Origin of the sequence: Streptomyces sp. NPDC051286 (assembly GCF_044455345.1) — a bacterium.
GTDB lineage: Bacteria > Actinomycetota > Actinomycetes > Streptomycetales > Streptomycetaceae > Streptomyces.
In genome coordinates this window covers 1-24,620 of sequence record NZ_JBITER010000053.1, presented here as the reverse complement: position 1 = coordinate 24,620, position 24,620 = coordinate 1, and the positions used below count along the sequence as shown (strand labels likewise).

The 24,620-nt window shown below is 68.8% G+C and carries 27 protein-coding genes and 4 pseudogenes; 13 read left to right on the top strand and 18 right to left on the bottom strand.

Going from position 1 to position 24,620, the window contains the following annotated elements; translation table 11 throughout:
• The first annotated feature begins 122 nt into the window (after positions 1–122).
• Positions 123–425, top strand: coding sequence for a muconolactone Delta-isomerase family protein (locus tag ACIBB8_RS32350; RefSeq protein ID WP_398958224.1), 303 nt, complete (start codon positions 123–125; stop codon positions 423–425).
• Between the two features lie 362 nt (positions 426–787).
• Here ACIBB8_RS32350 and ACIBB8_RS32345 read toward each other — a convergent pair whose 3' ends face one another.
• The gene (locus ACIBB8_RS32345) at positions 788–1,432 is read right to left on the bottom strand and encodes a hypothetical protein (protein WP_398958222.1); all 645 of its coding nucleotides are present in this window, start codon (positions 1,430–1,432) and stop codon (positions 788–790) included.
• Positions 1,433–1,801: 369 nt separating this feature from the next.
• Complete coding sequence (locus ACIBB8_RS32340) at positions 1,802–2,422, bottom strand: TetR/AcrR family transcriptional regulator (protein WP_398958220.1); 621 nt, start codon at positions 2,420–2,422, stop codon at positions 1,802–1,804.
• 143 nt (positions 2,423–2,565) lie between these two features.
• Between ACIBB8_RS32340 and ACIBB8_RS32335 the strand changes: the two genes are divergently transcribed.
• Positions 2,566–2,931, top strand: coding sequence for an SgcJ/EcaC family oxidoreductase (locus tag ACIBB8_RS32335; RefSeq protein WP_398958218.1), 366 nt, complete (start codon positions 2,566–2,568; stop codon positions 2,929–2,931).
• Between the two features lie 311 nt (positions 2,932–3,242).
• Here the strand turns inward: ACIBB8_RS32335 and ACIBB8_RS32330 are convergent.
• From ACIBB8_RS32330 to ACIBB8_RS32305, 6 genes and pseudogenes are all read right to left on the bottom strand, one after another.
• Positions 3,243–3,362, bottom strand: a pseudogene (locus ACIBB8_RS32330) (IS5/IS1182 family transposase); the annotation flags it as partial.
• A gap of 160 nt (positions 3,363–3,522) precedes the next feature.
• Positions 3,523–3,912 carry a D-ribose pyranase gene (gene rbsD / locus ACIBB8_RS32325; RefSeq protein WP_398958216.1) on the bottom strand — a complete coding sequence of 130 codons (390 nt, stop codon included), beginning with the start codon at positions 3,910–3,912 and terminating at the stop codon, positions 3,523–3,525.
• The gene (locus tag ACIBB8_RS32320) at positions 3,909–4,808 is read right to left on the bottom strand and encodes a ribokinase (RefSeq protein WP_398958213.1); all 900 of its coding nucleotides are present in this window, start codon (positions 4,806–4,808) and stop codon (positions 3,909–3,911) included. The genes rbsD and ACIBB8_RS32320 overlap by 4 nt, the downstream gene beginning before the upstream one ends.
• A gap of 132 nt (positions 4,809–4,940) precedes the next feature.
• Entirely contained in the window at positions 4,941–6,884 is a 1,944-nt protein-coding gene (locus tag ACIBB8_RS32315; protein ID WP_398958210.1) for a substrate-binding domain-containing protein, read from the bottom strand.
• Positions 6,874–8,403 (bottom strand): sugar ABC transporter ATP-binding protein, encoded by a 1,530-nt coding sequence (locus tag ACIBB8_RS32310; RefSeq protein WP_398958208.1) that lies wholly within the window; start codon positions 8,401–8,403, stop codon positions 6,874–6,876. Before ACIBB8_RS32310 ends, ACIBB8_RS32315 begins: the two co-directional genes overlap by 11 nt.
• Entirely contained in the window at positions 8,400–9,452 is a 1,053-nt protein-coding gene (locus ACIBB8_RS32305; protein ID WP_398958206.1) for a LacI family DNA-binding transcriptional regulator, read from the bottom strand. The genes ACIBB8_RS32310 and ACIBB8_RS32305 overlap by 4 nt, the downstream gene beginning before the upstream one ends.
• Before the next feature lie 165 nt (positions 9,453–9,617).
• On the opposite strand from ACIBB8_RS32305, the gene ACIBB8_RS32300 reads away from it, so the two are divergent.
• The 3 genes from ACIBB8_RS32300 (at position 9,618) to ACIBB8_RS32290 (ending at position 11,810) form a co-directional block, all read left to right on the top strand.
• On the top strand, positions 9,618–10,598 hold the full coding sequence (locus ACIBB8_RS32300; RefSeq protein WP_398958204.1) for a D-cysteine desulfhydrase family protein: 981 nt from the start codon (positions 9,618–9,620) through the stop codon (positions 10,596–10,598).
• 511 nt (positions 10,599–11,109) lie between these two features.
• On the top strand, positions 11,110–11,481 hold the full coding sequence (locus ACIBB8_RS32295; protein ID WP_398958202.1) for a hypothetical protein: 372 nt from the start codon (positions 11,110–11,112) through the stop codon (positions 11,479–11,481).
• A gap of 86 nt (positions 11,482–11,567) precedes the next feature.
• Positions 11,568–11,810 (top strand): enoyl-CoA hydratase/isomerase family protein, encoded by a 243-nt coding sequence (locus tag ACIBB8_RS32290; RefSeq protein ID WP_398958200.1) that lies wholly within the window; start codon positions 11,568–11,570, stop codon positions 11,808–11,810.
• A gap of 64 nt (positions 11,811–11,874) precedes the next feature.
• On the opposite strand, the gene ACIBB8_RS32285 is transcribed toward ACIBB8_RS32290, so the two are convergent.
• The gene (locus tag ACIBB8_RS32285; protein WP_398958198.1) at positions 11,875–12,252 is read right to left on the bottom strand and encodes a hypothetical protein; all 378 of its coding nucleotides are present in this window, start codon (positions 12,250–12,252) and stop codon (positions 11,875–11,877) included.
• Positions 12,253–12,354: 102 nt separating this feature from the next.
• On the bottom strand, positions 12,355–13,212 hold the full coding sequence (locus ACIBB8_RS32280) for a LysR family transcriptional regulator (RefSeq protein ID WP_398958196.1): 858 nt from the start codon (positions 13,210–13,212) through the stop codon (positions 12,355–12,357).
• Positions 13,213–13,331: 119 nt separating this feature from the next.
• Between ACIBB8_RS32280 and ACIBB8_RS32275 the strand changes: the two genes are divergently transcribed.
• Positions 13,332–14,534, top strand: a complete 1,203-nt coding sequence (locus ACIBB8_RS32275; RefSeq protein ID WP_398958194.1) for a YbfB/YjiJ family MFS transporter — start codon at positions 13,332–13,334, stop codon at positions 14,532–14,534.
• 33 nt (positions 14,535–14,567) lie between these two features.
• Entirely contained in the window at positions 14,568–15,203 is a 636-nt protein-coding gene (locus ACIBB8_RS32270) for a nitronate monooxygenase (protein ID WP_398958244.1), read from the top strand.
• A gap of 218 nt (positions 15,204–15,421) precedes the next feature.
• Here the strand turns inward: ACIBB8_RS32270 and ACIBB8_RS32265 are convergent, their stop codons facing one another.
• From ACIBB8_RS32265 to ACIBB8_RS32250, 4 genes and pseudogenes are all read right to left on the bottom strand, one after another.
• Positions 15,422–16,060, bottom strand: a complete 639-nt coding sequence (locus tag ACIBB8_RS32265) for a DsbA family protein (protein ID WP_398958191.1) — start codon at positions 16,058–16,060, stop codon at positions 15,422–15,424.
• A gap of 252 nt (positions 16,061–16,312) precedes the next feature.
• Positions 16,313–17,026, bottom strand: coding sequence for an SDR family NAD(P)-dependent oxidoreductase (locus ACIBB8_RS32260; protein WP_398958189.1), 714 nt, complete (start codon positions 17,024–17,026; stop codon positions 16,313–16,315).
• Between the two features lie 66 nt (positions 17,027–17,092).
• Positions 17,093–17,451: pseudogene (locus tag ACIBB8_RS32255) on the bottom strand (muconolactone Delta-isomerase family protein).
• Positions 17,452–17,657: 206 nt separating this feature from the next.
• A complete protein-coding gene (locus ACIBB8_RS32250; protein WP_398958187.1) occupies positions 17,658–17,753 on the bottom strand; it encodes a nuclear transport factor 2 family protein in 96 nt (31 codons plus the stop codon).
• A gap of 118 nt (positions 17,754–17,871) precedes the next feature.
• Between ACIBB8_RS32250 and ACIBB8_RS32245 the strand changes: the two genes are divergently transcribed.
• Entirely contained in the window at positions 17,872–18,489 is a 618-nt protein-coding gene (locus ACIBB8_RS32245) for a TetR/AcrR family transcriptional regulator (RefSeq protein WP_398958185.1), read from the top strand.
• 248 nt (positions 18,490–18,737) lie between these two features.
• On the opposite strand, the pseudogene ACIBB8_RS32240 reads toward ACIBB8_RS32245, so the two are convergent.
• Positions 18,738–19,227 (bottom strand): annotated as a pseudogene (locus ACIBB8_RS32240) (hypothetical protein); the annotation flags it as partial.
• Between the two features lie 80 nt (positions 19,228–19,307).
• Here ACIBB8_RS32240 and ACIBB8_RS32235 point away from each other — a divergent pair.
• From ACIBB8_RS32235 to ACIBB8_RS32220, 4 genes and pseudogenes are all read left to right on the top strand, one after another.
• Positions 19,308–19,493: a hypothetical protein gene (locus ACIBB8_RS32235; RefSeq protein WP_398958184.1), complete on the top strand. Its 186-nt coding sequence runs from the start codon at positions 19,308–19,310 to the stop codon at positions 19,491–19,493.
• Between the two features lie 198 nt (positions 19,494–19,691).
• Positions 19,692–20,336, top strand: a complete 645-nt coding sequence (locus ACIBB8_RS32230; protein ID WP_398958182.1) for a DsbA family oxidoreductase — start codon at positions 19,692–19,694, stop codon at positions 20,334–20,336.
• Between the two features lie 340 nt (positions 20,337–20,676).
• A complete protein-coding gene (locus ACIBB8_RS32225; protein ID WP_398958180.1) occupies positions 20,677–20,811 on the top strand; it encodes a hypothetical protein in 135 nt (44 codons plus the stop codon).
• A 54-nt stretch (positions 20,812–20,865) separates the two neighbouring features.
• A pseudogene (locus ACIBB8_RS32220) lies at positions 20,866–21,869 on the top strand (IS5 family transposase).
• A gap of 100 nt (positions 21,870–21,969) precedes the next feature.
• Here the strand turns inward: ACIBB8_RS32220 and ACIBB8_RS32215 are convergent.
• Both ACIBB8_RS32215 and ACIBB8_RS32210 read right to left on the bottom strand, forming a co-directional pair.
• Positions 21,970–22,200: a hypothetical protein gene (locus ACIBB8_RS32215; RefSeq protein WP_398958178.1), complete on the bottom strand. Its 231-nt coding sequence runs from the start codon at positions 22,198–22,200 to the stop codon at positions 21,970–21,972.
• 110 nt (positions 22,201–22,310) lie between these two features.
• Positions 22,311–22,988 (bottom strand): MFS transporter, encoded by a 678-nt coding sequence (locus ACIBB8_RS32210; RefSeq protein WP_398958242.1) that lies wholly within the window; start codon positions 22,986–22,988, stop codon positions 22,311–22,313.
• Positions 22,989–23,005: 17 nt separating this feature from the next.
• On the opposite strand from ACIBB8_RS32210, the gene ACIBB8_RS32205 reads away from it, so the two are divergent.
• Positions 23,006–23,173: a hypothetical protein gene (locus ACIBB8_RS32205; protein WP_398958176.1), complete on the top strand. Its 168-nt coding sequence runs from the start codon at positions 23,006–23,008 to the stop codon at positions 23,171–23,173.
• 29 nt (positions 23,174–23,202) lie between these two features.
• Here the strand turns inward: ACIBB8_RS32205 and ACIBB8_RS32200 are convergent, their stop codons facing one another.
• A complete protein-coding gene (locus ACIBB8_RS32200; RefSeq protein WP_398958174.1) occupies positions 23,203–23,694 on the bottom strand; it encodes a hypothetical protein in 492 nt (163 codons plus the stop codon).
• Positions 23,695–24,620: the final 926 nt, after the last annotated feature.

Below are 24,620 nucleotides of genomic sequence, written 5' to 3'. Positions count from 1 at the left end.
CAAAAGGCGTGCATGCCGCCGGGCGGCGGGGTGTGCGCCCGCGTAACACATGGGCGGCTACACCGCCTTCTGTGCGTCGTCGCGCGGGGCCGGTAGGCCCCGCGGAGAGAAGGAGAAGCGCCATGGAGGAGTTCCTGGTCGAGCTCACCACCACCGTTCCCGAGGGCACCGACCCGGCGGAGGTCGACCGTCGTCGCACCGAGGAATCCGTAAGGGCAGGGGAGCTGGCCGCGGCCGGTCACCTCGTCAGGCTGTGGCGCCCGATGGGCGAACTGCGCAGTATCGGTCTGTGGCGGGCCGCCGACGAGGCTGAGCTGTATGAGAAGGTGCTCGGCACACTGCCGCTCTGGCCGTGGATGACCTCGGTGGTGACGGTCCTGGAGCCCCACCCCAACGACCCGGGCGGGAATGCCGTCACCACCTGATCGCAATCGCACGGGCCCGACGGGCCTCGTCGCTCCCGCCGCAACCGCGGCACCCGGTCAGCTGTGAGGGTCCAGACCCGCTGTGGCGCAAGCACGGCTGGCCTGCCTGCGCCGCGAGGCGGTGTGAGGTGAGCGCACGGGCAGGTGCCTCGTCTCCGATCTTCCGAGTCCTCGCAGTGGGCGGAAACACTTCGATTCCGTGGTGCCCAAGAGGTATACGCTCCGCTTCCACCGCAGCCAGGCCGAGACCGTTGCCTGGCGCTGCCCTTTCTCGGGCTCGTTCCTCGTGCGTGAGCGGTTCTGCGACCGTGGCGAGCTTGGCCGGAGCGCAGCCGTCCTTGGCATGATCATGGAAGAATCTTTCAGCCGGGCAGGCCCAGGTCGTCCAGGGACTCCCCGGCGGCCCACTTCTGCAGCTGATGGCCGTCGAGGAGGTGGACGCCGCCTTGGTGGGAGGCCCACAGCACATCGGTGCGGCTGTACGCGCCTTTGCTGACCACGACCCGGATCAGGTCATCGACCCCGTGGCGGCCCGCCTCGCCCAGCGGAGCGGGACCGGTCGGCACGTCCTCGTCCGCCGGGCGGAACCGCACGTCGAGCTGGCGGCCGCCGCGGTCGCGTGCGTACAGGCGCGGCCGCCTCGCGACCGGCATGGCGATGACATGCCAGCCGTCCCGGAGCAGCATCCGTTCGGCGGCCGCAGCCAGGCCGTGGTCATCGAGCCCCGCGAGTTCGGCCGGGGTGTAGTGCCCATTGCGCCGGCGGGCGGCCGCGCGGCGCCAGCGGACGAGGAGCACAGCGGCGGCCGCGAGTACGGCGATGCCCAGCACCAGGCCGACAACGCCGAGTTCCGCGTACATCCAGGAGAGGAAGCCCACCGGCAGGCCGATGGCCAGGCCGAGGCCGACGAAGCCGGGCAGCACCTCCCAGAAGGTGGGCCCGTACCGGCCTTGTGACCGCAGCTCCGAGACCGCGCGTTGCCGCTGAGAGCGCCGCGGCTCGGGCACGGGAGGACGCCTCCACCACAGCTCCACCTGGGCCACCCCCCCATCACCACCCGCCTGTCCGTACGTGTCCGTAGGGATGCCCGCTCACGCGGTCGACCCGCTGGCCAGGGCGAAGTCCGGCCACAGAATCGGCCAGGCGAGATGGGCCGAACCGCTTTCGCGGAGTGTTGGGAAACCCCCAGCGCGGACGGAAGGAACCGTACATGACGACCTCTCAGCACCAGCCCCTCCCACACCCGGCGGTCGAGCCGATGACAGCAGGCCGGGACTGGAGCCCAGGGAAACGGTCGCTCCACCGCGGGACCGCTGCCGCTGGGCACACAGCAGAGCCGGCCGAGCCGCCTGCCACACCCCGCGGCCGGGCCGGCATCACGCGCCGACAGCCGCCTCCTGTGGCGCGCGAACACGCAGCAGGGCGAGGCAGTTCGCCCAGAGAGCGCCGAGCGGGGACAGGTTGTTGTAGAGCTTCGCGAACAGTACCTGGCCCTCGAGCTGCGCCACGATGCCCTGGGCCGCTTCCCGGGGGTCGGCGACGTCGACCTCTCCCCGCCGAAGGGCTTCGGTGACGACCGCCTCGACCATGCCTACCTGGGCATCGAAGATCTCCTGCAGGCGGCGGCGGATCGATTCGGTCTGATTGCTCAGCTCCAGGGTGAGGTTGCCGAACAAGCACCCCGAGACGGTGCCGCAGGTCTTCTGGCCGTCGCGCTGAGCGGCCTCGTTCTCCTTGAATAGTTGCCGCAGCCGCTGCAGGGGTTCCGCATCGCTGTCGAGGATGCGGCTCCAGTCGCGCCGCTCGCCGGCCCAGTGCTCGTCGAGGACCGTGAGCGCCAGGGCCTCCTTGGACTCGAAGAAGTAGTAGAAGCTGCCCTTGGGCACACCGGCCGACTTGCAGATCTCGGCCACACCCAGCGCTGAGTACCCGCGCAGTTCGATCAGTGACTGCGCGGCGGTGATGATCTTCTCTCTGGCGTCACTCGTCCGTCCCATATTGCCAAGTATACGACCGCTCGACTAATTCATACTAGACTGGTCAGCTAGTTATTCGACGAGTCGACCTGGTGACATGAGGCGGCGGTCCTTGAGACCGGTGCCGCCTCGCTATCCCTTACTCATAGACAAGAGGTAACCCGATGAGCAATCCGATGCACGACGTACTGAAGCACTGGAAGGCCGCCTTCGACGGCCACGAGCCCGACGCCATGGCCGACCTGTTCACTCCCAACACCCTGTTCCAGGGATTCGGACCCGAGGTCCTCTCCGGCCGGGATGCCGTACGCGGCTACTACGCCGCCGTCCCGGGCGGTCGCAGCGCCGACGTGACGATTCTCCACACCTACGCGATGGGCGAGGACATGGCCGGAGGCTTCGCGGACGTTACTTTCAGCGGCCCGGTCGGCGGGGAGACCGCGGTGCACATGTCGCTGGTCCTCCAGCGGGACGGCGACGCCTGGCGCATCCGCCAGTACCACGTCTCCCGGGTCAGCACCGAGCACTGAACCACACTCACCAGCCCCCTGCCGACCGCCGTCCTCATCGCCTTGCGGGCGAGGCACCCCCGACCCCGTCAGGCAACCGGCCATGTCTTCGTCGTGTCCCGGGCGGGCCCTTCCTTCGTCGTGCAACCCCTGATCACAGCTGCAAGGACGGCTCAAGATGATCAACAGGCGGACCTTCGGCAAGGCTGTCGGTGCGGGCGCCGCGGCCGCGTCCGGATGGCCCGGTCTCTCCTCGGCATCAGCGGCCACGCCCGGCCCGGGTCGGGCGACAGCTCCGCGCGCGGAGGCGGGTGCCGTGCTCAGCGACCAGCGTAGGCGCCCTGATGGCCGCTCACCGAACGATGCCGGCCCTTCCACGCCGTGATCACAGGCCCGATCAACGACCAATGCCCGTCCGATAAATCGCACGGGTACGGCTTGCGTTCACTCACCCCGCCACGCCAACAGATCACCGGCTGCGGAGCACCAGATTCCGCCCGCACCCATAGCGATGTAACCACTCAAAGGCCCATGAACCGCCCTATGATACGGAGGGGAAAGCCGAGGGGACCGGTCGAAGAACCGGGCCCCTCGAAGTAGTACGCGGACGGGTCAGAAGAAGACCCCGCAGGCCAGCAGTACGTTCGCGTACGGGCGGGCCTCACCCGTGCGGACGACCAGGCGGGCGTCCGCCGTCAGTTCCTTCAGCTTCTCGTGCGAGACCAGTTCCAGGTCCGGGAAGCGGGTGCCCAGCAGCGCGGACACCTCCGGGTTCGCGTCCCGGACCTCGTTCGCCGCCGTGGCGCCCTCCACCACCAGTTCGTCCAGCAGACCGTCCAGGACCTCGGCGAAGGACGGCACCCCGGCGCGGAAAGCCAGGTCCACCACCCGGGGGCCCCTCGGTATCGGCATGCCCACGTCGCACACCATGACCCGGTCCCCGTGCCCCAACCCGGCGAGCGCGCCCGCGAGATGTCGGTTCAGAATTCCGGCCTTCTTCACAGCGCCTCGACCTCCTCGGCGGTGGGGTACGACTCCTGCGCGCCGGGGCGCGTGACCGCCGCAGCGCCCACCCGCGCCGCGTACGCCGCTGCGTCTGGCAGCGACGAGCCCGTGCCGAGCCGCCATGCCAGCGCCGCCGTGAACGCGTCGCCCGCGCCAGTGGTGTCCACCGCGTCCACCTTCACGGACGGGACACGGGTCATGGACTCGGCGGTTGCCACCAGCGCGCCCTCCGAGCCGAGCGTCACCACGACCGACCGCGGGCCGAGCGCCAGCAGCGCGGCAGCCCAGTCCTCGGGCGAGCCGTCCAGGGCGGCGCCCGTGATGACCCGTGCCTCGTGCTCGTTCACGATCAGCGGGTTGCACGCCGCCAGCACCTCGGCGGGCAGCGGCCGGGGCGGCGACGGGTTCAGTACGAAACGGGTGCCGGACGGCAGGTTCCGTACGACCTCCACGACCGTCTCCAGCGGGATCTCCAACTGCGCCGAGACGACGCGGGAGGCGTGCAGGAGGTCGGCGGCGGCGCGTACGTCCTTCGGTATGAGGCGGGCGTTCGCACCCGGCGAGACCACGATGCTGTTGTCTCCCGACCGGTCCACCGTGATCAGTGCGACCCCCGTGGGCGCCTCACCGACCAGCACGCCCACGGTGTACACGCCGGCCTCGCGCTGTGACTGGAGCAGCAGCCGGCCGTGCGCGTCGTCGCCGACCCGGGCCAGCAGCGCCGTACGGGCGCCGAGCCGTGCGGCGGCCAGCGCCTGGTTCGCGCCCTTGCCGCCCGGATGGACGACGAGCTCGGAGCCGAGCACGGTCTCCCCGGCCGCAGGCCGTCGCTCGACGCCGATCACCAGGTCGGCGTTGGCCGATCCCACAACCAGGAGGTCGTAGTCGTACATGAACTGTCTCCCAACGGATCCCCACAGATCCCTATAGTGGTGAAAGCCGGTGCAACGACCGCGGACCGCGACGCGGTGAACGAGTCGCACCGCGCGCGGTCCGCGGTCGAGGCGACCGGAGGGGCGCGGTGGTCAGCCGGTGAACCCCGCCACGTTCTCCTGCGTGACCACCTTCACCGGAACCATCACGGTCTCCTCAACCTTCTTGCCCTGGGCGGCCCGCAGTGCGTTGTCGACCGCGATCCGGCCCAGTTGGCTCGGCTGCTGCGCCACCGACGCGTACAGCGTTCCCGCCTTGACCGCGGCCAGGCCGTCGGGCTCGCCGTCGAAGCCGACGACCTGGACGGACCTGCCGGCCTTGGAGCCGAGCGCCTTGATCGCGCCGAGCGCCATCTCGTCGTTCTCGGCGAAGACGCCCTGAATGTCCGGGTGAGCCTGGAACAGGTTCGTCATCACGTCGAGCCCCTTGGCGCGGTCGAAGTCGGCGGGCTGCTTGGCGACGGCCTGGATGCCGGGGTAGGCCTTCAGGCCTTCCTCGAAGCCCGCGCCGCGCTCACGGCTCGCGGACGTGCCGGCCAGGCCCTGCAGGATCACGATCTTGCCCTTGCCGCCGAGCTTCTCGGCCAGCGCCTTGGCGCCCAGCTTGCCGCCCTCGGCGTTGTCGGAGGCGACCAGCGCGGCCGTCTTCGCCTTGTTGACGGCGCGGTCGACGCCCACGACGGGGATGCCGGCCTTGTTCGCTCCCCGCACCGCGGGGCCCGCGGCGTCTGAGTCCACCGGGTTGACGATGATCGAACCGAGGTCTGAGCTGGTGAAGTTCTGCAGCTGGTTGGCCTGCTGCGATGCGTCGTTCTGCGCGTCGGTGACGGTCAGGTCGACGCCGAACTTCTTCGCCTCGGCCAGGGCACCCGTCTTGATCTGCACGAAGAACGGGTTGTTGAGCGTCGAGAGGGACAGGCCGACCTTCGGCGCCGTGGAGGACGAGCCGCTGTGCAGGAAGGACATCGCGCCGACTACGGCCGCCGCGACCACGGCGGCCAGCACGTATGTCATCGCCTGCTTGCCCTTGCCGCCCGGAGACGTCGCCGCCACGGGCGTGGCCCCCGCCTTGCGGCGCACGGTGTCCAGCAGGACCGCCAGGGCGATCACGCCACCGATGACGACCTGCTGCCAGAACGCCGACACCGAAAGCAGGTTGAGACCGTTGCGCAGCACCGCCAGAATGAGCGCGCCGATCAGCGTGCCCGACGCCTTGCCGGTACCGCCCGCGAGGGAGGCGCCGCCGATGACGACCGCGGCGATCGCGTCCAGCTCGTAGCCATTGGCGGCCTGCGGCTGTGCCGACGACAGGCGCGCGGCGAGCACGATGCCCGCGGCGGCGGCGAACAGCCCGGAGAGCGCGTAGATGGCGAGCTTCTGCTTCTTCACGCGCAGACCGGAGAGCCGGGCCGCCTCCTCGTTGCCGCCGATGGCGTACATGGAGCGGCCGATGTACGTACGGCCCAGCACGAACGCGGTGATCAGGCCCATGACGACCATGACCAGCACCGGTACGGGCAGCCAGCCGCCGAGCGTGTCACCGAGGTGCGAGACCGAGTTCGGGAACGCGATCGGGGAGCCCTGCGAGATGACCAGCGACAGACCACGGCCCACCGACAGCATGGCGAGCGTCGCGATGAACGGGGGCAGCTTCCCGTACGAGATCAGGATGCCGTTGACGAGTCCGGCGGCGAGGCCGGTCGCGATCGCGAGGAGCACCGCTATCGCGACCGGGACCCCGGCCGACGTGGCGCTCCAGGCGAGCACGGTGGCAGACAGCGCGGCGACCGAACCCACCGACAGGTCGATGCCCGCCGAGACGATCACGAAGGTGACGCCGAAGGCGAGGATGGCGGTCACGGCCGCCTGTACGCCGATGTTGAGCAGGTTGTCGGTCGTCAGGAAGTCGCCGGACAGCGCCGACATCGCGACGACGAGGACGATAAGCGCGGTGAGCGCGCCGTTGTCGAGCAGGAGGCGGCGGACCCCCGCGGCGCCACCGGCGCCCGTTGCGCTCTTGAGCGTGTCAGTGGCCACGGGTGGCCTCCGTTTCGTTGACAAGCGTGGTGGGTGTGGAGACGGCAAGTGCCATGACGGAGTCCTGGGTCGCCTCGGCGGCGGAGAGTTCGCCCGCGATCCGGCCCTGGGCCATCACCAGCACCCGGTCGCTCATGCCGAGCACCTCGGGCAGATCGCTGGAGATCATCAGGACGGCGGCACTCGCGGCCGTGAGTTCGTTGATCAGCTGGTAGATCTCGACCTTGGCGCCGACGTCGATGCCGCGCGTCGGCTCGTCGAGGATGAGCACCTTGGTGTCGGAGAGCAGCCACTTGCCGATGACGACCTTCTGCTGGTTGCCGCCGGAGAGCGTGCGCACGTGCTGGCCGAGTCCGGCCATCCGCACGCCGAGCTGCTCGGCGACCTTCGCCGCGGCGGCCCGCTGCCCCTTGCGGTTGACGACCCCGCCGTGGGTCGCGGCCCGCATGGTCACGAGGCCCAGGTTCTCCTCGACGGTCGCGTCGAGGACGAGCCCCTGCCCCTTGCGGTCCTCGGGAACGAGCCCAATCCCGGCCGCCATCGCGGCGTTCACGTCGGACCGGCGCACCTCCGCGCCCGCGACGCGCACGGCCCCCCCGTCGTAGGGGTCGGCGCCGAACACGGCCCGGGCGAGCTCCGTACGACCGGCCCCTACGAGCCCCGCGAGGCCGACGACCTCACCGGCCCGCACCTCGAAGGACACGTCGTGGAAGACCCCACCCCTGGTGAGCCCCTCGACCGTGAGCAACGCGGCGCCTGTGTCGGGCCGTTCGCGCGGGTACTGCTGATCGATCGACCGCCCCACCATGAGGCGTACGAGCTCGTCCTCGGGGGTGAAGGCAGGCACCTGCCCGACGCTCTTGCCGTCACGGATCACCGTGACCCGGTCCCCGAGGGCGGAGATCTCCTCCAGGTGGTGGGTGATGAAGACGATCCCAACGCCGTCCTCGCGCAGCGCGCGCACGATGGCGAACAGCCTTTCGATCTCTTCGGAGGTGAGCACGGCGGTCGGCTCGTCCATGATGAGCACGCGCGCGTCGAGACTGAGGGCCTTGGCGATCTCGACCATCTGAAGTCGGGCGATGCCGAGTTCACGCACCCGAGCCCGGGGGGAGACCTGCACGCCGACACGCTTGAGGAGTTCGGCAGCGTTTTCCTCCATCGTCTTGCGGTCGATCACGCCGAAGCGGCGTGGCTGACGGCCCAGGAAGATGTTCTCGGCCACGGTCAGGTCGGGAACAAGGTTGAACTCCTGGTAGATGGTGGCGATCCCGAGGCGCTCGGAGTCCTGCGCACCGTGGATGCGCACCTCCTCGCCGCCGACCAGGATCCGCCCGGCATCGGGGCGGTAGGCGCCGGAGAGCATCTTGATCAGGGTGCTCTTGCCCGCGCCGTTCTCACCGAGCAGCACGTGCACCTCGCCCCGGCGCAGATCGAAGTCGACGCCGTCGAGCGCGACCACGCCGGGGAAAGTCTTGCGTATGCCTTCGATGCGCAGCAACTCGTCCGGGTTACTCACAACTGGCTCCTGTTCGTTGCGGGGGACGGCTCCGTGGGAGCGGGGGGCTCTTGGGGAGCGGGCTCGCCGCACGAGCGGCGTGCGACGAGACGAGCGGGGAGGGTGACGGACTCGGGGGGCCGCCCCTCGATACGGTCGACCAGCGCCCGCACGGCGGCGCGCCCCAGCTCGCCCGTGGGCTGGGCGATCGCGGTGATCGGCGGATTGGTGTGCACGAACCATGGGATGTCGTCGAACGCGGCAAGCGCGATGTCGTCCGGGATCCGCAGCCCACGCGCCCGGATGGCGTCCAGTGCGCCGAGCGCCATCAGGTTGTCGGCGGCGAACACGACCTCGGGCGGCTCGGCGAGGTCCAGGAACCGCTCGGTGGCTCGGCGCCCGCTCTCGACCTGGAAGTCGCCCTGGCCTACGTACGCGTCCGGGAGGGGAAGCCCGTACTCAGCCAGGGCCTGACGGAAGGCCTCGACGCGCTCACGGCCGGTCGTGGTCGCCGCCGGTCCCGCGATGATCGCGAGCCGCCGGTGCCCGAGCCCGCACAGATGCGCGACGAGATCGCGGACGGCGGCGCGACCGTCGGACCGTACGACGGGTACGTCGACGCCCGCGATCCACCGGTCCACGAAGACCATGGGCGTGCCGGCCTTCGCGGCGTCCAGCATGAGCGGCGACCCGCCGTCGGTCGGCGAGACGAGCAGGCCGTCGATCCGCCGGTCCAGCAGGGTCCGCACATGGTGGTCCTGGAGGTCGGGCCGCTCGTCGGCGTTGCCGATGATCACGCTGTAGCCGAGGGCACGGGCCTCCTCCTCGACGGAGCGGGCCAAGTGCGTGAAGTACGGGTTCAGTACGTCGCTGATGACCAGGCCGAGGGCGCGGGTCTGGTTGGTGCGCAGCGACCGGGCGACGACGTTCGGACGGTAGCCCAGCGCCTTGACGGCTGCTAGCACGCGGGTGCGCGCGTCGGCGCTGACCGATGGGTAGTCGTTCAGGACGCGCGACACCGTGGCCACGGACACGCCTGCCTCGGTGGCAACGTCCTTGATGCTCGCCATCGCCGGGATCACCTCCTTGTGAGTCCGTTACGTGAGTCGATGGAATCGTTTACACGAAGCCCGATGCCAGTCGACCGGTCGCCTATGTAAGGTAGACGACCGGTCGAAATATTCCAAAAGGCGCGCGTGCCGTCGGGCGCCCTCGCCACTGCGGATGGAGATTTCATGAGTGACAAGATCGCCCTGGCGACGTGGCCCACACCGATGGAGCCGATGCCTCGCCTCGCAGCGGCCCTGGGCCTGCGCGAGGACGACCTTTGGATCAAGCGGGACGACCTGATAGGCCTTGGAGGAGGCGGCAACAAGGCCCGCAAACTGGAATGGACCGTCGGTGCCGCACTGGCAACAGGCGCAGACACCCTGGTCACCACCGGTGCCACACAAAGCAACCACGCCCGTCTCACCGCAGCCGCGGGTGCCCGCCTGGGACTTGACGTCGTGCTCGTCTTTCCGGGAACACCTGATAGCGCGGCGAACGGCTCTGGCAACCTTGTTCTCGACAGTCTCCTCGGAGCGAGAGTCTTCTGGGCGGGAGACAGAGATCCCGGCAGCATGGCCGACGTCGCCGCAGATGTTTGCCGGCAGTTGAGCCGCGACGGAGCACGGCCCTATCTGATTCCCTTCGGAGGCTCAAGTCCCCTCGGAGCACAGGGATACGTAGAAGGCGGCGAGGAACTTCGCGCCCAACTGCCCGATGTGGAACACGTTGTCGTGGCAGTCGGATCCGGGGGCACCATGGCCGGTCTGATCGGTGCACTCGGGGAGGAGCGTATCCTCGGCATCCACTGCGGGGCGGTGGCAGATCCGGCCGTCACCGTAGCCGATCTCGCAAACGCACTCACCCGCCGCAGCATCAATCCCGACTCCCTGCGCATCCGCACCGACCAGGTCGGCGGGGGTTACGGGGCACTCAACGAACCCGTCCTGGAAGCGATGAAGACCGCCGCAGCCACTGAGGGCATCGTCTTGGACCCCATCTACAGCGGGCGCGCCATGGCCGGATTGATCGCCGTCATCCGGGACGGCGGCATCCGCAGGGGCCGGCGCACCGTGTTCCTCCATACCGGTGGGCTTCCGGGTCTGTTCGGACATACCGAGACCGTGCACCGATCTGTCACAACATTGCAGTCCTGCAAGCCCGTTTGAGCGGGCGCTCGCGGCCGACCTCCTTGCCGCTGCGAGCGCCGCTGAGAGCCTGTCGGGTGACCTTCGATCGGAGAGCGGACGCGGCATGGTGCGTGCGATTCCAAGGCGCCGGGATGGCCTTGGGTGGGGTCTCCCCTGCTCGAACGAAGTTGAGAGCTTGGGGAAGGAGCTACCAGGGCATTTCGGCAACGCCGGAAGCGTGCGCGCCAGGGCGTGGCCGCCCGATCAGAGGTCACCCGACAGGCTCTGAGCCGTTCCTGATCCGGCGGCGTCTCGGCCGGCCCACCCGCACGGGAGCACCGATGCGGCGGACCGATGTGTGCGCCGGTCAGGTCGGCTGGCTGCCGACCACACGATGACGTCTCTGCCGCCGGTGAAGCCTCTGTTCAACACCTCTGACGCCCGCTCGGTGGCGACGAGTTGGAACCCATCCCGTGATGGTCTGATACGGCAGACGGCGTCCGCCGCCCTCGGTTCCACATGGGCACGAACGCGGCCCCTGCTGCCCTGGGTGGCGGCTCTCGGCGCGGCCCTGCTGTTCGACTACGAGGTTGGGCTGATCGACTCGTACGGGGTCGGCTTCGCCAAGCTGCTCTGCGCCCTGCTTGCGGTGGCTGCCGTCTCCGTTTCCCCCTGGCTCGGTACCCGTGTGCTGCCGGTGGTCGCCGGTCTGGCGAGGGTGGCGTCACTGGCCGTCTCGGCCGCGCTGCGCGCCGGAGCCGGCGGCTCCGACGGGTCGCATGCGGCGTACGGCCTCGCCGAACCGGCGGCGCTGTTGTGGCTGCTGTTGTTCGTGCCTCTGCGCGGACGGTGGTGGTGGGTGTCGTGCGCCTTCCGGTTCTGTGGGCGGCGATCGTGCTGCGGCCGATGGCGGCCGATGTGAGGGACACCACCGTCATCATCGCGCTGTTCTTCGCTGTGGGATCGACGGCGGTTCTCGGCGCCGACGTCGACTGACGGCTGATCAGAGTGGACCGGCGGCGCCGGCTGCACTGCCTCGACAGCCCGTGGGCAGCGGCCACGCGGGACACTCTCGACGCCGTCTCGCCGCAGCGCCTGCGCATCACCCACGCCCTGCTGATGGCCGGCAGCCAGCGCACATTGCGTGAGCGCCTCGATGCCGATCTACGGCTCACACGGTCGACCATTCGTACCCCGACTTCGGCCTTGGTCGACAAGGACCGCACTCCCGCATGGCAATACGGGTATTGACCAAGAGGATCCGACAACTCGGCTGTGCGAACGGCAAGTTCACGCGACCGAGTTGAGTAACCACTCAGTGGCCCAGGGCCGCCCAGTCTCCGTGCGGCGAGATCCGCAGGAGGGAAGACAGGCCCGCTTCCCTGAACGCCAGTTCGATGTCCGTCAGCCCTTCGGCGAAGTGGGTCCAGCCGTCGTAGTGGGCCGGAATCACGATGCCTGCGTCCAGGACGGCTGCCGCGGCCCGGCAGCTGTCCAGGGAAAGGGGCCGACCCTCGAATTTCGCAGGCACACGAGCCGCCCCGGCGTTCAGTACGGCTGCGCCGATGTCCGGTACGCGGTGGGAGATTTCCGCGACTGTACGGATCGAGGCGTTGTCGCCACTCACGTAGACGGCAGCAGCCCTGCCGTCGTGATCGCCGTCCTCGACGAGTCGTCTCGACGCTTCGTTCACGCTGCCGAGGATAAGAACCTCACGCACGCGTGTGAAATGCCTGTCCTGATGCATTCATGTCCGGCAGGCATAGATGCTGATCATCCCACACGCGACATCGGCTCACTCGTGCTCTGCCCGTACGGCGGCGTCCAGGAACCGGCGGACCAGGGCCCGTTGCGCGTCGGGCAGATAGACAAGGCTGACCGGGCTGGGCGGCGCCTCGGTGAGCGGAATGAAACGGAGGGCGGGGTGCTGGGTGCGGCGCTGTGCCATCTCGGGGACGATGCCGACGCCACGGTTGGCGGCCACCGTCTCGAGCCATTCGTCGTAGTTGGCCGTCTCGATGATCTGCTCCGGGCGCTGGTCCACGGACCAGGACCAGGGGCCGGTGGTGCCGCTGACCGTGTTGACGACCAGGGGCCAGTGCTGGACGTCCGTCCAGCCCAGGTGGCCGAGACGGACCAGATCGCAGTGCTCGGAGCAGACGGCGATGCGCGGTTCGTCGTACAGGTGCACGGTGCGCGCCGCCCTCGGCGGGTCGAAGTCGCCGCGGACTAGGGCGATGTCGACGGCGCGCTGCCGCAGAGCCTGAAGGGGATCGTCGGTGCGGGTCAGGGTGACCGAGGCTCCGGTGTCCTGCTCGAAGTGGCTCACCGCCTGCTGGGCCCAGGGGTCGGGCAGCAGCCAGCTGAAGCCGAGCCGGAGGGTGACTTTGTGGCGCACAACGGCCAGGGCCTGGTCGAGGGTGGCAAGGACACGCTCGGCGTGGAGGAGGAACTCGGCGCCGGTGGCCGTCAGCTCGACGTGCCGGGAGGAGCGGTCGAGGAGGCGGACGTTCAGATTGCCCTCCAACTGCGCGATCGTACGGCTCAGAGCCGGCTGCGTGATCACCAGTTCCTCGGCTGCCCGGGAGAAGGACCGGTGTCGTGCCACAGATGTGAAGGCCCGCAGGTGACGGAGTTCGACGTCCATGCTCATCGTGCCTTCTTCTCGGATCCATGCCTGTCGGGCATAGCAGCAGCTTAACCGTCATTTCACAAGGGTTCGCGGGCTGTCTAGCGTGGGTGGTGGCCGCTGAACGCCGAGGGAAAGTGATCATGACGCCAGAAGTAGCACGACCAACAGCCCCCACCCGCCCGCGCAGTGAGCACCCCTGGACGATCGTGGCCCAGGCAGCGGCAGCGCTCGCCGCGGGTATGGGGATCGGCCGGTTCGTGTACACCCCCATCCTGCCGCTCATGCACGCCCAGGCAGGTCTGTCCTCAGTGCTCGGGGCGAGCCTGGCCACCGCGAACTTCATCGGCTACCTCGCGGGCGCCCTCGTCGGCATCGCCGTCCCGGCCGTCGTACACTCGGCCGATACCTTGCGCGGCTCGCTGGCCGTCATGGTCGCGACACTGGCGCTCATGTCGGCCACGCACGACGGCACCGCCTGGTTCGCGCTGCGGCTGGTGGCCGGCGCCGCCAGCGCGCTGGTGTTCGTGATCGCCGTCAGCGCCATGCTCTCCCGCCTGCAGGCGCACGCACACCACATGGTCGGATGGGCCTTCGGCGGTGTCGGCGCCGGAATCGCTCTGTCCGGCCTGCTGGTGGTGGTCGTGCAGACGGCGTCCACCTGGCAGGCTGCCTGGTGGGCCTGCGCCGCGCTCGCGGCCCTGCTCGCGGCCGTCGCCTGGCCCCTCACGCCCGAACCGGAAACAGAGGCCGCTGAAGCCGCCAGTCCGTCGGAACGACCCCGCACCCACCGCTGGTTCATTGCCCTGTTCGCCAGCTACACCTTCGAGGGCATCGGCTACATCATCGCTGGCACCTTCCTGGTCGCGGCGATCCAGCAAGACGTCCAGGGCTGGCTCGGCAGCGGCGCCTGGATCGTGGTCGGACTCGCCGCCCTGCCCTCCTGCGCCCTGTGGACCCGCCTGGCACGCCGCTGGTCGCGACCGGCGCTACTGCTCATCTCGCTGAGCATCCAGGCTGTCGGCATCGCGCTGCCGGCTTTGCTCGGCGGCGCTGCCCCGGCGCTGGTCTCCGCCGTGCTGTTCGGCGCCACATTCATGGGCGTCAGCACGATCGCCCTGTCGATCGGCACTCATCTGCAAGTGCCTCGCGCCGTGGCCCTGCTGACCGCCGGATACAGCGCTGGCCAGATCCTCGGCCCGCTGCTGGCCGCACCCCTGCTGCGTCACGGCTACCACCAGGCCCTCCTGCTGGGCAGCACCATGGTCGCAATCGCCGGAGTCGCGGCCGCCGCCGTCTGCATCCGCTTTCCGCACCACCTCGCTCCCGTCGCCTCGACGGCCTGACACCCGTACCCCAGGAGTAGTTGTCATGAGCGACTGCTGTCCGATCTCGGAATCGACCTCCCGGTCCTCACCACGCCGATGGCTGGCGGACCGAGCACACCGCACTCGTCATGGCGGCCGCGCGTCGGCGGCCTGGGCTTTCTCGTCGGCGGTTACAAGACCGCGCAGGCGTTGGCCGGGCAGATCCACACCGTACGGGCGGACGGAGTGCCGTTCGGCGTCAACCTGTTCGTTCCCAACCCAGTCCCCGTCTCCGCCGAGGCGTACCGGGGTTACGCCCGGGTGGTGCAGCCCGAGGCCGAGCTGTATGGGCTGAAGCTCACCGACGGGGGCCCGGTGGAGGACGACGACCAGTGGACGGACAAGGTCGACCGGCTGACCGCGAGTCCCGTCCCCTGGGCGTCCTTCACCTTCGGTATCCGAGACCGCGCGGTCGTCGGTGCCCTGCGCCGGGCCGACACCACCGTCCTGCAGAACGTCACCTCGACCGACGAGGCACACCGGGCGGCGGAGACCGGAGTCGACGCACTGGTAGTGCAGGCGTCCACGGCCGACGGGCACTCGGCCACGCTCACCCCCGAGCGACCGCTCACGCCCGTGCCGCTGCCCGAACTGGTAGGCCAAGTGCGTGACGCCGTCACCTCGCCGGTCATCGCCAGCGGCGGCTGAAAGTGGCCCGCTCCTCCTTTTACGCCTGGCTTGCCGCGGGGAAGAACCGTGCCCTGTGCCAGGCGGCCGACGAGGCCCTGGCCCGCATAAAGAATCGAGTGTCCGAGATCATGGGGAAACTTCAACGCCGGAGGTAGTCCCCCGACAGGACAGCGCGTCCGGTCCGGGAGACTCCGGACTCCCCGCTCCGGACGCGTCGGCGCACCGGTGAGACACTGTCAGTCGAAGACGGGACCAACGGTGCGGCTGCGCTTGATCTCGTAGAAGCCCGGTGTGGAAGCGACGGCGAGGGCACCATCCCACAGCCGGGCTGCCTGGTCGCCCTTGGGGGCTGGTGTGACGACAGGACCGAAGAAGGCAACCTTTCCGGTGTCGGGACCCGGTACAGCAATGATGGGGCTCCCGACATCCTCGCCGACCAGGGCGACACCCTCGTGGTGCGAGGCTCGCAGCAGTTCGTCGTAGTCGTCTGTGTCGCCAGCGTCGGCAAGGTCTGCAGGCAGTCCTACGTCCCGCAGAGCGGCCTCGATGGTCGTACGGGTCCTGGGCTGCTCCTGCAGGTGGAACCGAGTGCCCAGCACGGTATAGAGGGGCTCCAGCACGTCGGGGCCGTGCTCCTGCGACGCCGCGGTCAGAACGCGGACCGGTGCCCACGCCTGCCCCATCAGGACACGGATGCGCTCGGGCAATGCGTCAAGGCGGCCCTCGTTGAGGACGGCCAGACTCATCACATGCCAGGTTATGTCAACCGGACGGGTTTCTCGGACCTCCAGCATCCAGCGGGAGGTCAGCCAGGTCCACGGGCATACGGGGTCGAACCAGAAGTCGACGGAGGTGCGGATGCGGGAGTCACTCACAAAGGGATCCAAACTCGGTCGCGAGCCCGCAGGACGGGCCGGGGATGGGTCGGCGGTCGGGTGGGAAAGTCGGTGGACGCCATCTGGTCCTGGCATCGAGCAGGCCAGTGGCCTGCGCGATGGGCTCCATCCGGTGCCCGGCGGCGGCCTCTGCCGGTTCCGTGTGCGATGAACCCGATCCGGCCGCCGGTCCACGGCCGGATCGGGAGTGGCGCCCCCGATCCGGCCGTGGACCGTGCGATCCTCACCCGCTCAGCGGCCGGCGGTCTGGCCGCCGTCTACGGGGAGGACGACGCCGGTGACGAACGGGGCGTTCTCGAGGTAGACCACCGCGTCGACGATGTCGCTCACCTCGCCCATCCGGCCGACCGGGTGCAGGGCGGCGAGGAACTCGTGGTGCTCCTCGGGGTGCATGGGGGTCTTGATGGTGCCCAGGGCGACGGCGTTGCTGCGGATGCCGTGGGTGGCGTACTCGATGGCCAGGGCCTTGGTCGCCGACTGCAGGCCGCCCTTGGTCAGCGAGGCGAGCACGGAGGTCACGTTGGAATCGGGCTGGTCGCCCAGGCTGCTCGTGATCTGCACGATGTGACCGCCGCCCTGTTCGAGCATGCGCTCGACCGCGAGCTGGGTGATCCGGAAGAAGCCGTTCAGGTTGACGCCGAGTACCGCGTCGTAGTCGTCCTCGGTGTAGTCGGTGAAGGGCTTGGCGACGAAGATCCCGGCGTTGTTGACCAGCGTGTCGACGCGGCCGAACCGCTCGACGGCCGCAGCGATGACGCGCTCGGCGGTGGCGCGGTCGGCGATGTCGCCCTGGACGGTGAGGATGTCTACATCCTCCGACTCGGCGATGCTGCGAGAGGTGGCGACGACGGCGTAGCCCAGCTTGCGGTACGCGGCGACCAGGCTGGCGCCGATGCCCTGCGAGGCGCCAGTGATGACCGCGACCTTCTGACCCGGGTTGCTCATGAGATGACCTTCTTAAGGGGGGTGTCATAGACCAGGACCAGAATTAGCCGACCGGTCACCTATAAACTAGACGACCGGTCGGGAAATGTCAAAGAGGGCAATGCGGGCGAAGGCTGCGGAGGTCGCTACCAGAACCGCGGCGCGCTGGGCGGCGTCGCCGGCCCTGCCCGGGTCGTTGGGGTGGGGCTGGACGGGGGTGACCGCCTCGGTCATCCACGGCCACAGAGGCAGCGCACCGAGCACCTTCTCGTAGAGATCGGCCTCGCCGGCGGCGCACCACGGACCGATGCTGCGCAGTTCACCCACCGGCGCCACAGCCTGGCCAGATGGCCGGCGGCGGCCAGCTCCTCGGCCTGGGCGGCCTCGCCCGCGCGGCGCTTGTCGACCTCGACGGACTCGACCCCCTCGGGGGCGACGGTGGTCAGTTCGACCAGGAACTCCTTTACAACCTTTCCTCTCTCTCATTCCTGCTTGCGGCCTTTGGCTACGCAGGAAGCATGCGGAAGCGGAGCCGCGCGGTCACGTACTGCCGATTTCCCAGCTGCACAGTGCACCCATGGCCAGGGCCAACGACACGGCAGGCTCTCGGCGAGCCTGCCCGGCGTCCGGCGGACGTGGAGCCGCACCAACCTCAGCAGTCGGTGACGATCCGGGAGCCGTGGTACTGGCGGATCCGCCACCTGTCACCCTTGCGCCGCAGGACCAGCGACAGGTGTGCAGAGGCCACACAACCACACACGACCGCAACGTCGACCACGGTCGGCGCGCACTTGCCGAAGGTCGGGGAGCACGCCACTAGTCGACCGCTCGACTAAAATTTAGTCGAGCGGTCATATACTCGCGACATGGGACGGACAAGTAATGCCAGAGAGAAAATCCTCGACGCTGCGCACTCGCTCATGGAGGTGCGCGGCTACTCGGCTCTGGGCGTGGCCGAGATCTGCAAGACAGCCGAGGTACCCAAGGGCAGTTTCTACTACTTCTTCGATTCCAAGGAGGCTCTCGCGCTGGCTGTGATCGACGAGCAGTGGGCGACCCAGCGGCGTGACTGGATCCGCAGCCTGAAGAGCGATGCGGAGCCGCTGCAGCGGCTGCGGCAGCTGTTCGAGGCGACGGAAGCCGACCAGCTGGCCGGACAGGAGAGCTGCGGGACCGTTTCAGGCTGCATGTTCGGAAATCTCACCCTGGAGATGAGCAACCAGACCGAAGCTGTCCGCACGCGCCTGCAGGAGATCTTCGAAGCCCAGGTCGAGATGGTCGACTCGGTCATCACCGAGGCCCTCGAGCGCGGCCAGGTCACCGTCACCGACACCCGCGTCGCCGCCCGATCCGTGGTCGCGCAGCTGGAGGGCCAGGTCTTGTTCGCCAAGCTCTACAACAACACGACCCAGCTCAGCGCGCTGTGGACGAACTGCCTTGCACTGCTGGGCGCTCGCGCGCCACAGGTGCCGTCCCACGCCTGACATGACGGCTGCAGATCTCGATCTGCAGCCGTCGAGCCAAGGAGAGTCGGGGTTGCCGGGAGACCTGACAGGGCGAGCGTCACCACCTCACAAGAGGAAAACACATCATGGTCTCGCCGCAGGCCTTGACCCCGGATTTTGGACTCCGGAGGCACTTGGATCTTGATGGTCCGGGTGGTCAGGAGTCCTGCACAGATGTCAATGAAGCATGAGGGGCGGCTGGTGTAGGCCGACGGTGCGGGCTTCGGGTCGCCCACCGTGTCGAAGCCGCCCTCGCGCAGGGTGTGGGTCCACGCGTCGGTGTCGACCTCCTCGACCACGACGCGGAACGAAGAAGGGCTCGCTCGTCCAGGGCGCGCAGTGCCACGACGGCGGCCATGTCCGTCCGGGTCGTCGCAGGTGCAGGAGTAGCCCCTGGCGTAGTGGTCACCGTCGCCTGCTAGGCGTTGCTCCAGCGCTCGCGTGGCCTCGTCCGCCGGCGATGGGCCCAGCTCGGGGGTTGAGGCCGATAGCGTCGGGCGGGTAGCCACGGTGGATGAGTCAGGACTGTGCCATTGCGGACAGCGGCATCGGGGCGTGCTCGAAGTCGAACGTCCGCTTCTCCCAGTCCCGTTGAAGGTGTACGGCGACCAGTTGGGGGACACCGGGGTGTCCCCAGGTGGCGGTGCGGTCGAACACGACGTAGCAGCCGTGCGTGCCGTTCGCGGTGTGATGTTCGGCGAGGGGGACGAGCATGTCCAGCACGTCGCGCTCCGGCTCCGGGCGTCCGGCGCCGCCGACGTCCGCGGACTCGTCCTCGCGCGCGTCCCCTGGAGCGGATGCCCCCCGAAACCGCGCCGCCGCTGAGCCACCCCGCCCCGTGCGCTATTACCTTCCCGCCGCCGCCCGGTGCCGCTCCCGCTCCGGCCCTGCGCCTGGCCGGGCTGGCCACCGTCCACGCCGGCCTGCCTCTGCAAGCGTTGATCGATGCACTCGCCGATGACTACCCGCTGCACGCCCCGTGATCAGGGGCTGCAACCCACGTTCCCCTTCCCGACGCGCGAAGTCACGGTCTTCGTGGCGGCCCTGAGGCGGGCTTGAGCGGGATCACGAAATGAAATAGACGTCCGGTCGCCTATGCTTGAGGGCGGGTCGCCCGACCGTTCCCTCGGACCAAGGGAAGGTTGCAGAGCGTTACCGAAGAGACGACAGGAGATGTTGACATGCGTGTCGAGATTTGGACCGATATCGCCTGCCCCTGGTGCTACGTGGGCAAGGCCCGCTTCGATCAGGGGCTCGCAGCCTTCGCCCACCGGGACGAGGTGGAGGTGGTCCACCGGTCGTTCGAGCTCAATCCCCAGGCCGAGAACGGCACCATGTCGATCATCGACGCGGTCGCGGCACAGTACGGGCGCCCCCGTGAGCAGCAGGTCGCCCGGGAAGAGCAGGCTGCGACCATGGCGCGAGCCGTGGGGCTGGGCTACCGCATCGGCGGACGGGTCTTCGGCAACACCTTCGACGTGCACCGTCTCATTCACTTCGCCAAGAAGCATGGGAGGCAGACCGAGTTGATGGATCTCGCCTTCCGGGCGAACTTCGCGGAAGAGCGCTCGATCTACGACAGGAAGACTCAAGTGAGTCTGGCCGTCGAAGCGGGGCTGGACGTGGCGGAGGCCCGAGAGGTGCTTGAGAATCCGGAGGCGTTCGCCGCAGAGGTGCGGGCCGACGAGCGACTCGCGTCCGACATGGGCGTCAGCGGCGTACCCTTCTTCGTTCTGAACCGACGGTACGGGGTGAACGGCGTCCAGTCGACCGAGATGTTCACCCAGGCTCTGGAGCAGGCCTGGGCGGATCGACCGGCGGCGTGAAGTCGTCGCTTTCAGGGGCCGGGTCTGCGGCGACGGCCTCACGGCCGACGGTGGAACGCGCGGGTCGATGATGCGCGCCCGCTGTAGGCTCTTGGCGACTACATCGTCGGCGGTGCGGGCGCCCACCAACTTGCGGACGGCGGTGTGGTGCAGCCCGAGTTTCCGGCCGATCGCCGCCTTCGGTATCCCCTGGGCCCACAGTTCGTGGGTGGCGACATGCTGCTCATGCAGCCGGGTCACGATCTTCAGCTCCCGCGGCGGCTGGACCACCTGCGGCTCCGCCTTCGGCCCTGCGAGGGGTGCCGGCGTCGCCGGGAGGCGGCTCGGCCAGACGGGAGCGATGGGCGTTGACCGTCTTCTCGACCGCCTGGCCGAGGTTGGCCCACAGGCGATAGCGGTCGGCGACCTGCTCGGCCTGCGGCGCCCCGAGCTGCGCGCCTTCCCCGTAACCGCTAGGGCGCGTATCGAGTCGTGATCAATCTTTGGGTTTGCCCCTCATGCCGAGGCCTGATCCGGTAGATCGTTTTGTGTGACGCGCGTGCAACTGACAGACGAAGAGTGGGAGTTCATCGAGCCGTACCTGCCGATCGGCGAGTACGGCCCGTACCCCGAACGCCTGCGGCAGCAGTTCGAGGGCGTGATCTGGCGGTTCAGGACCGGCGGCCAGTGGCGGGAGATGCCGCAGGAGTTCGGCGCCTGGTCGACCGTCTCCAACCGCTTTCGGCAGTGGCGTGACGCAGGCGTGTTCGAGGCCCTGCTGGAGGGCGTGATCGCGGAAGCCGCGAAGCGGGGCGAGGTCGACCTGTCGCTGGTCAGCATCGACTCCACCACCGCGCGCGCCCACCACGACGCAGCCGGGATGCACCTGGACCCAGATGTCCTCACTGCCCTGGAGAAGGCTGCCGCCGAGGAGGAGAAGGCCAGGTCAAAGGGGGCGACCTCGAAGAACAAAACGGACGAGACGCCGAAGCGGATCCCGAACGGGAGGAGTGTCGACGCGTCCGGCGCCGCCGCAGGCTCCGGCTGAAGGCAGCTCTCCTGGGACGGTCGCGGGGCGGGCAGACCAGCAAGGTCCATCTCGCCGCCGACCGCAAGTGCCGTCCGCTGGCGTTCGTGCTGACCGCGGGACAGGCAGCCGACAGCCCGCAGTTCATCCCCGTGCTGGGGAAGGTCCGGGTCCGCGGCCCGGTCGGCCGCCCCCGCACCCGGCCCGACGCCGTTGCCGGAGACAAGGCCTATTCGTCTCGCGGGAACCGCGCTCACCTGCGCAGACGCGGCATCAAGGCCGTCATCCCGGAGAAGCGGGACCAGGCCGCGAACCGGAAGAAGAAGGGCTCTGGCGGCGGTCGGCCCGTCAGCCACGACGCGGACCTGTACAAGGAGCGCAACACCGTCGAGAGGCTGATCAACAAGTTGAAGGCATGGCGGGGCATCGCCAGCCGGTACGACAAGACCCCGGAGAGCTACCTCGCCGGCCTCCACTTGCGGGCCTCGATGATCTGGATCAAAGACCTCACCAGAACAACCAGTTGATCACGACCCAATCCACACCGAACCCGGAAGGCCCTCACCCGTTCAAGATCCCTCAGCCGAGACCTGCATCACCCGTCCACAACCTCCCGGGGCAATACACCTAGAGCGATCCCGGCAGATGACCTTCACCTCGGGGGTCCCGGAGCCAAACGGCCAGGTCCTCGCCCTCGCGGCCGCCGAAGAGATGCAGTGGACGGTGGGTGGCCATGTCGATCAGGACCGTGCCGTAATGGCGGCCTTTACGGAAGGCGAAGTCGTCCACGCCCAGCACTTCCACGTGGCCGACATCGGGCAAGGCCCTGACCAGCCGCAGCAGCGTATCCCGGCCCACGGAGATGCCGACCGCGGACGCCAGGCGGGCTCCTGCCCGGCCACCGCCGAGCGTGCGAAAGGCGGAACTCTGTGGTGGTGGGTATGCGGAGAATGGGGTGCTCGCCCCGGTCATTGGGCGCCAGCAGGCTCCCGCGGATCCGTGCGCTCAGGCGTCGCGAACTGGGCCCAGACGCTGCGCACGAGCTTGGTCTCGGTGCCTTTGCGCAGCAGAGCCAGGCAGACCACGGCGGACAGGGCCGACATGGCGATCGGGTAGATGACGCCGCCCAGTTGGCTGCCGGTCGAGTCGGTGAGCGACAGCGCGAGCAGCGGGGTGAAGCCGCCGAAGACGCCCGTGCCCAGGTGGTACGAGACAGACAGCCCGGTGAAGCGGATCCGGGGCGGGAACAGCTCCGTCATGTAGGCGGCCATGGGCCCGTACACCATGGCGCTGAACACGATCTGCAGCAGCACGGCCACCACGACCTGCCCGTTCGAGTGATCGGCCGCGGCGGAGCGGATCCAGGCGTACAGCGGCAGGTACGTCACGGCCGACAGGATCAGACCCAGGGTGATGATGCCCTGCCTGCCGTACTTGTCGGACAGGCGTCCGAACAGCACATAGAAGGGGGTGCCCAGGACCAGGGCAGCCGCGATGCACAGGTTGGAGGTCAGGAAGTCCATCTTCAGCACGGTCTGCAGGAAGTAGAGGGACCGGGTACCGGTGCCCCTTGTACGACGGTGGCGTACTGCCCACGGACAACCCCCTCCACCGTGATCAACCCGAAGATCATCCCACCCGGTCAGCCAACGTGACAGTGCCCATGTTGGTACTCGTGGAGGATGCCGCCGAGCCGTTCACGTTTCCGTATGTCGAGGCGAGCGATCTGCTCCGGATCACTGATCGGGACCGGCAACGCGTGCAGAGGGCGGGCGTTGTCGATGCCCTGACGGGGCCGATGGGAGTTGCAGAAGTCCTCGAACTCGCTTAGGGCATACAGCAGGTGCCGCTGATTCCAGATCAAGGCACGGTCCAGCAACTCAAACCGACAGATCTGCACCCACCTTCCATGACCGAGTTCATGCACGGCATCCGCACCCCGCCGGGCACCACCTCGATCCCCACCTCGGCAAGGACCGCGTCGAACAGCGAGGGGAACTTCCCGTCGCGGCCCCGGACCAGGAACCGTGCACGGCAGTCGGCGTCTTCGAGGCCCATGACGAGATTCTTCGCTGCCCGCGTCACCCCGGAGGCGCTCGGGTGCACGGTGGCGCCGAGGACCCGGATCCGCCGGCCGGCATGCCCGATCACCGCGAACGCATACAGGCGCGCCCCGGACAGCGTGACCGTCTCCAGGAAGCCGCACACCGGCAGGGCGTCGGCCCGGGAGCGCAGGAAGTCCGCCCACGTGCTGGAAGCGCGTTCCGGTGCCGGGGCGATCGCAGCCTCCTGGAGGATCTCCCCAACGGTGGAGGCGGCCACCCTTGATCCCGAGAACGAGGAGTTCGCCATGGATGCGGCAATACCCCCAACCGGGACTCCCGCACAAGCCGCACCACCAAGAACCGGATGCAGCGCACGGTCCGCGGTCTTCCCGACCGCTTCGGCCGAAAAGCGGCAGCGTGTCGGCGTGCGACCGGATCACGGTGCGGGCGCAGCACCGTATCCGGACGCACCAGCAACCTCACCCCGCGCAGCACCTGGGACGGCAGCCGGTGCAGCAACGCCGCCAAGAACACTCGATCACCCGGGATGAACCGCACCCTGTCTTTACCGAGTTGACGCCGAAGCACCGTAATCCGATGGCACGGGGCGAGGATCCCCGCGTCCTTGTCCTGGCCGCTCACCGGTAACAAGCAGACCACGGCGAACACTTGGGTCACGGTCAGATAAGCCAGTCGCAGCAACACGACCGACCACCATGTCGGGACAATCACCAGCCACGCGAGAGCACCCCCCCAAGCGCCCACGCCCGAGACCCCGCACACCCCCACGCACCACCTCCCACCAGGGCGGATGAGGTATTCGGCAAGGGCAGGGTCACCACCGGACGGGAGGCCCGATCGTCGCGGTGAGCGCGAGGGCCCGGGGCCCGTGTGGCGGTCGGCGCCGCCGATGGCGGGGGCGCAGAGACCAGTACTGGCCGGTGCAGGCCGCTTCAGCGGTACGCACGGCAAAGTGGCGCCTTCTGTCATCATCGGCACCCACCCTGCGGCCGACCGCGTAAGGGCCTCCTGTGAAGGGGGAGTCGCGGGTCCGGTGCCGCCAGCAGGAGAGCGTTCGCCGTCCGGCAGACAGCGGTGCTGATGCAGCCTGTCAGGGCCACCGGAGCGGCTCCGACAGGCTTGCGTTCAGCGGGCTGATCAGGCGGCGGCCTTGAGTGCAGCGGTGATTTTGATTGCGCGTTCGGCCTGGATGCGGGCGGCGGTGCGGGTGGT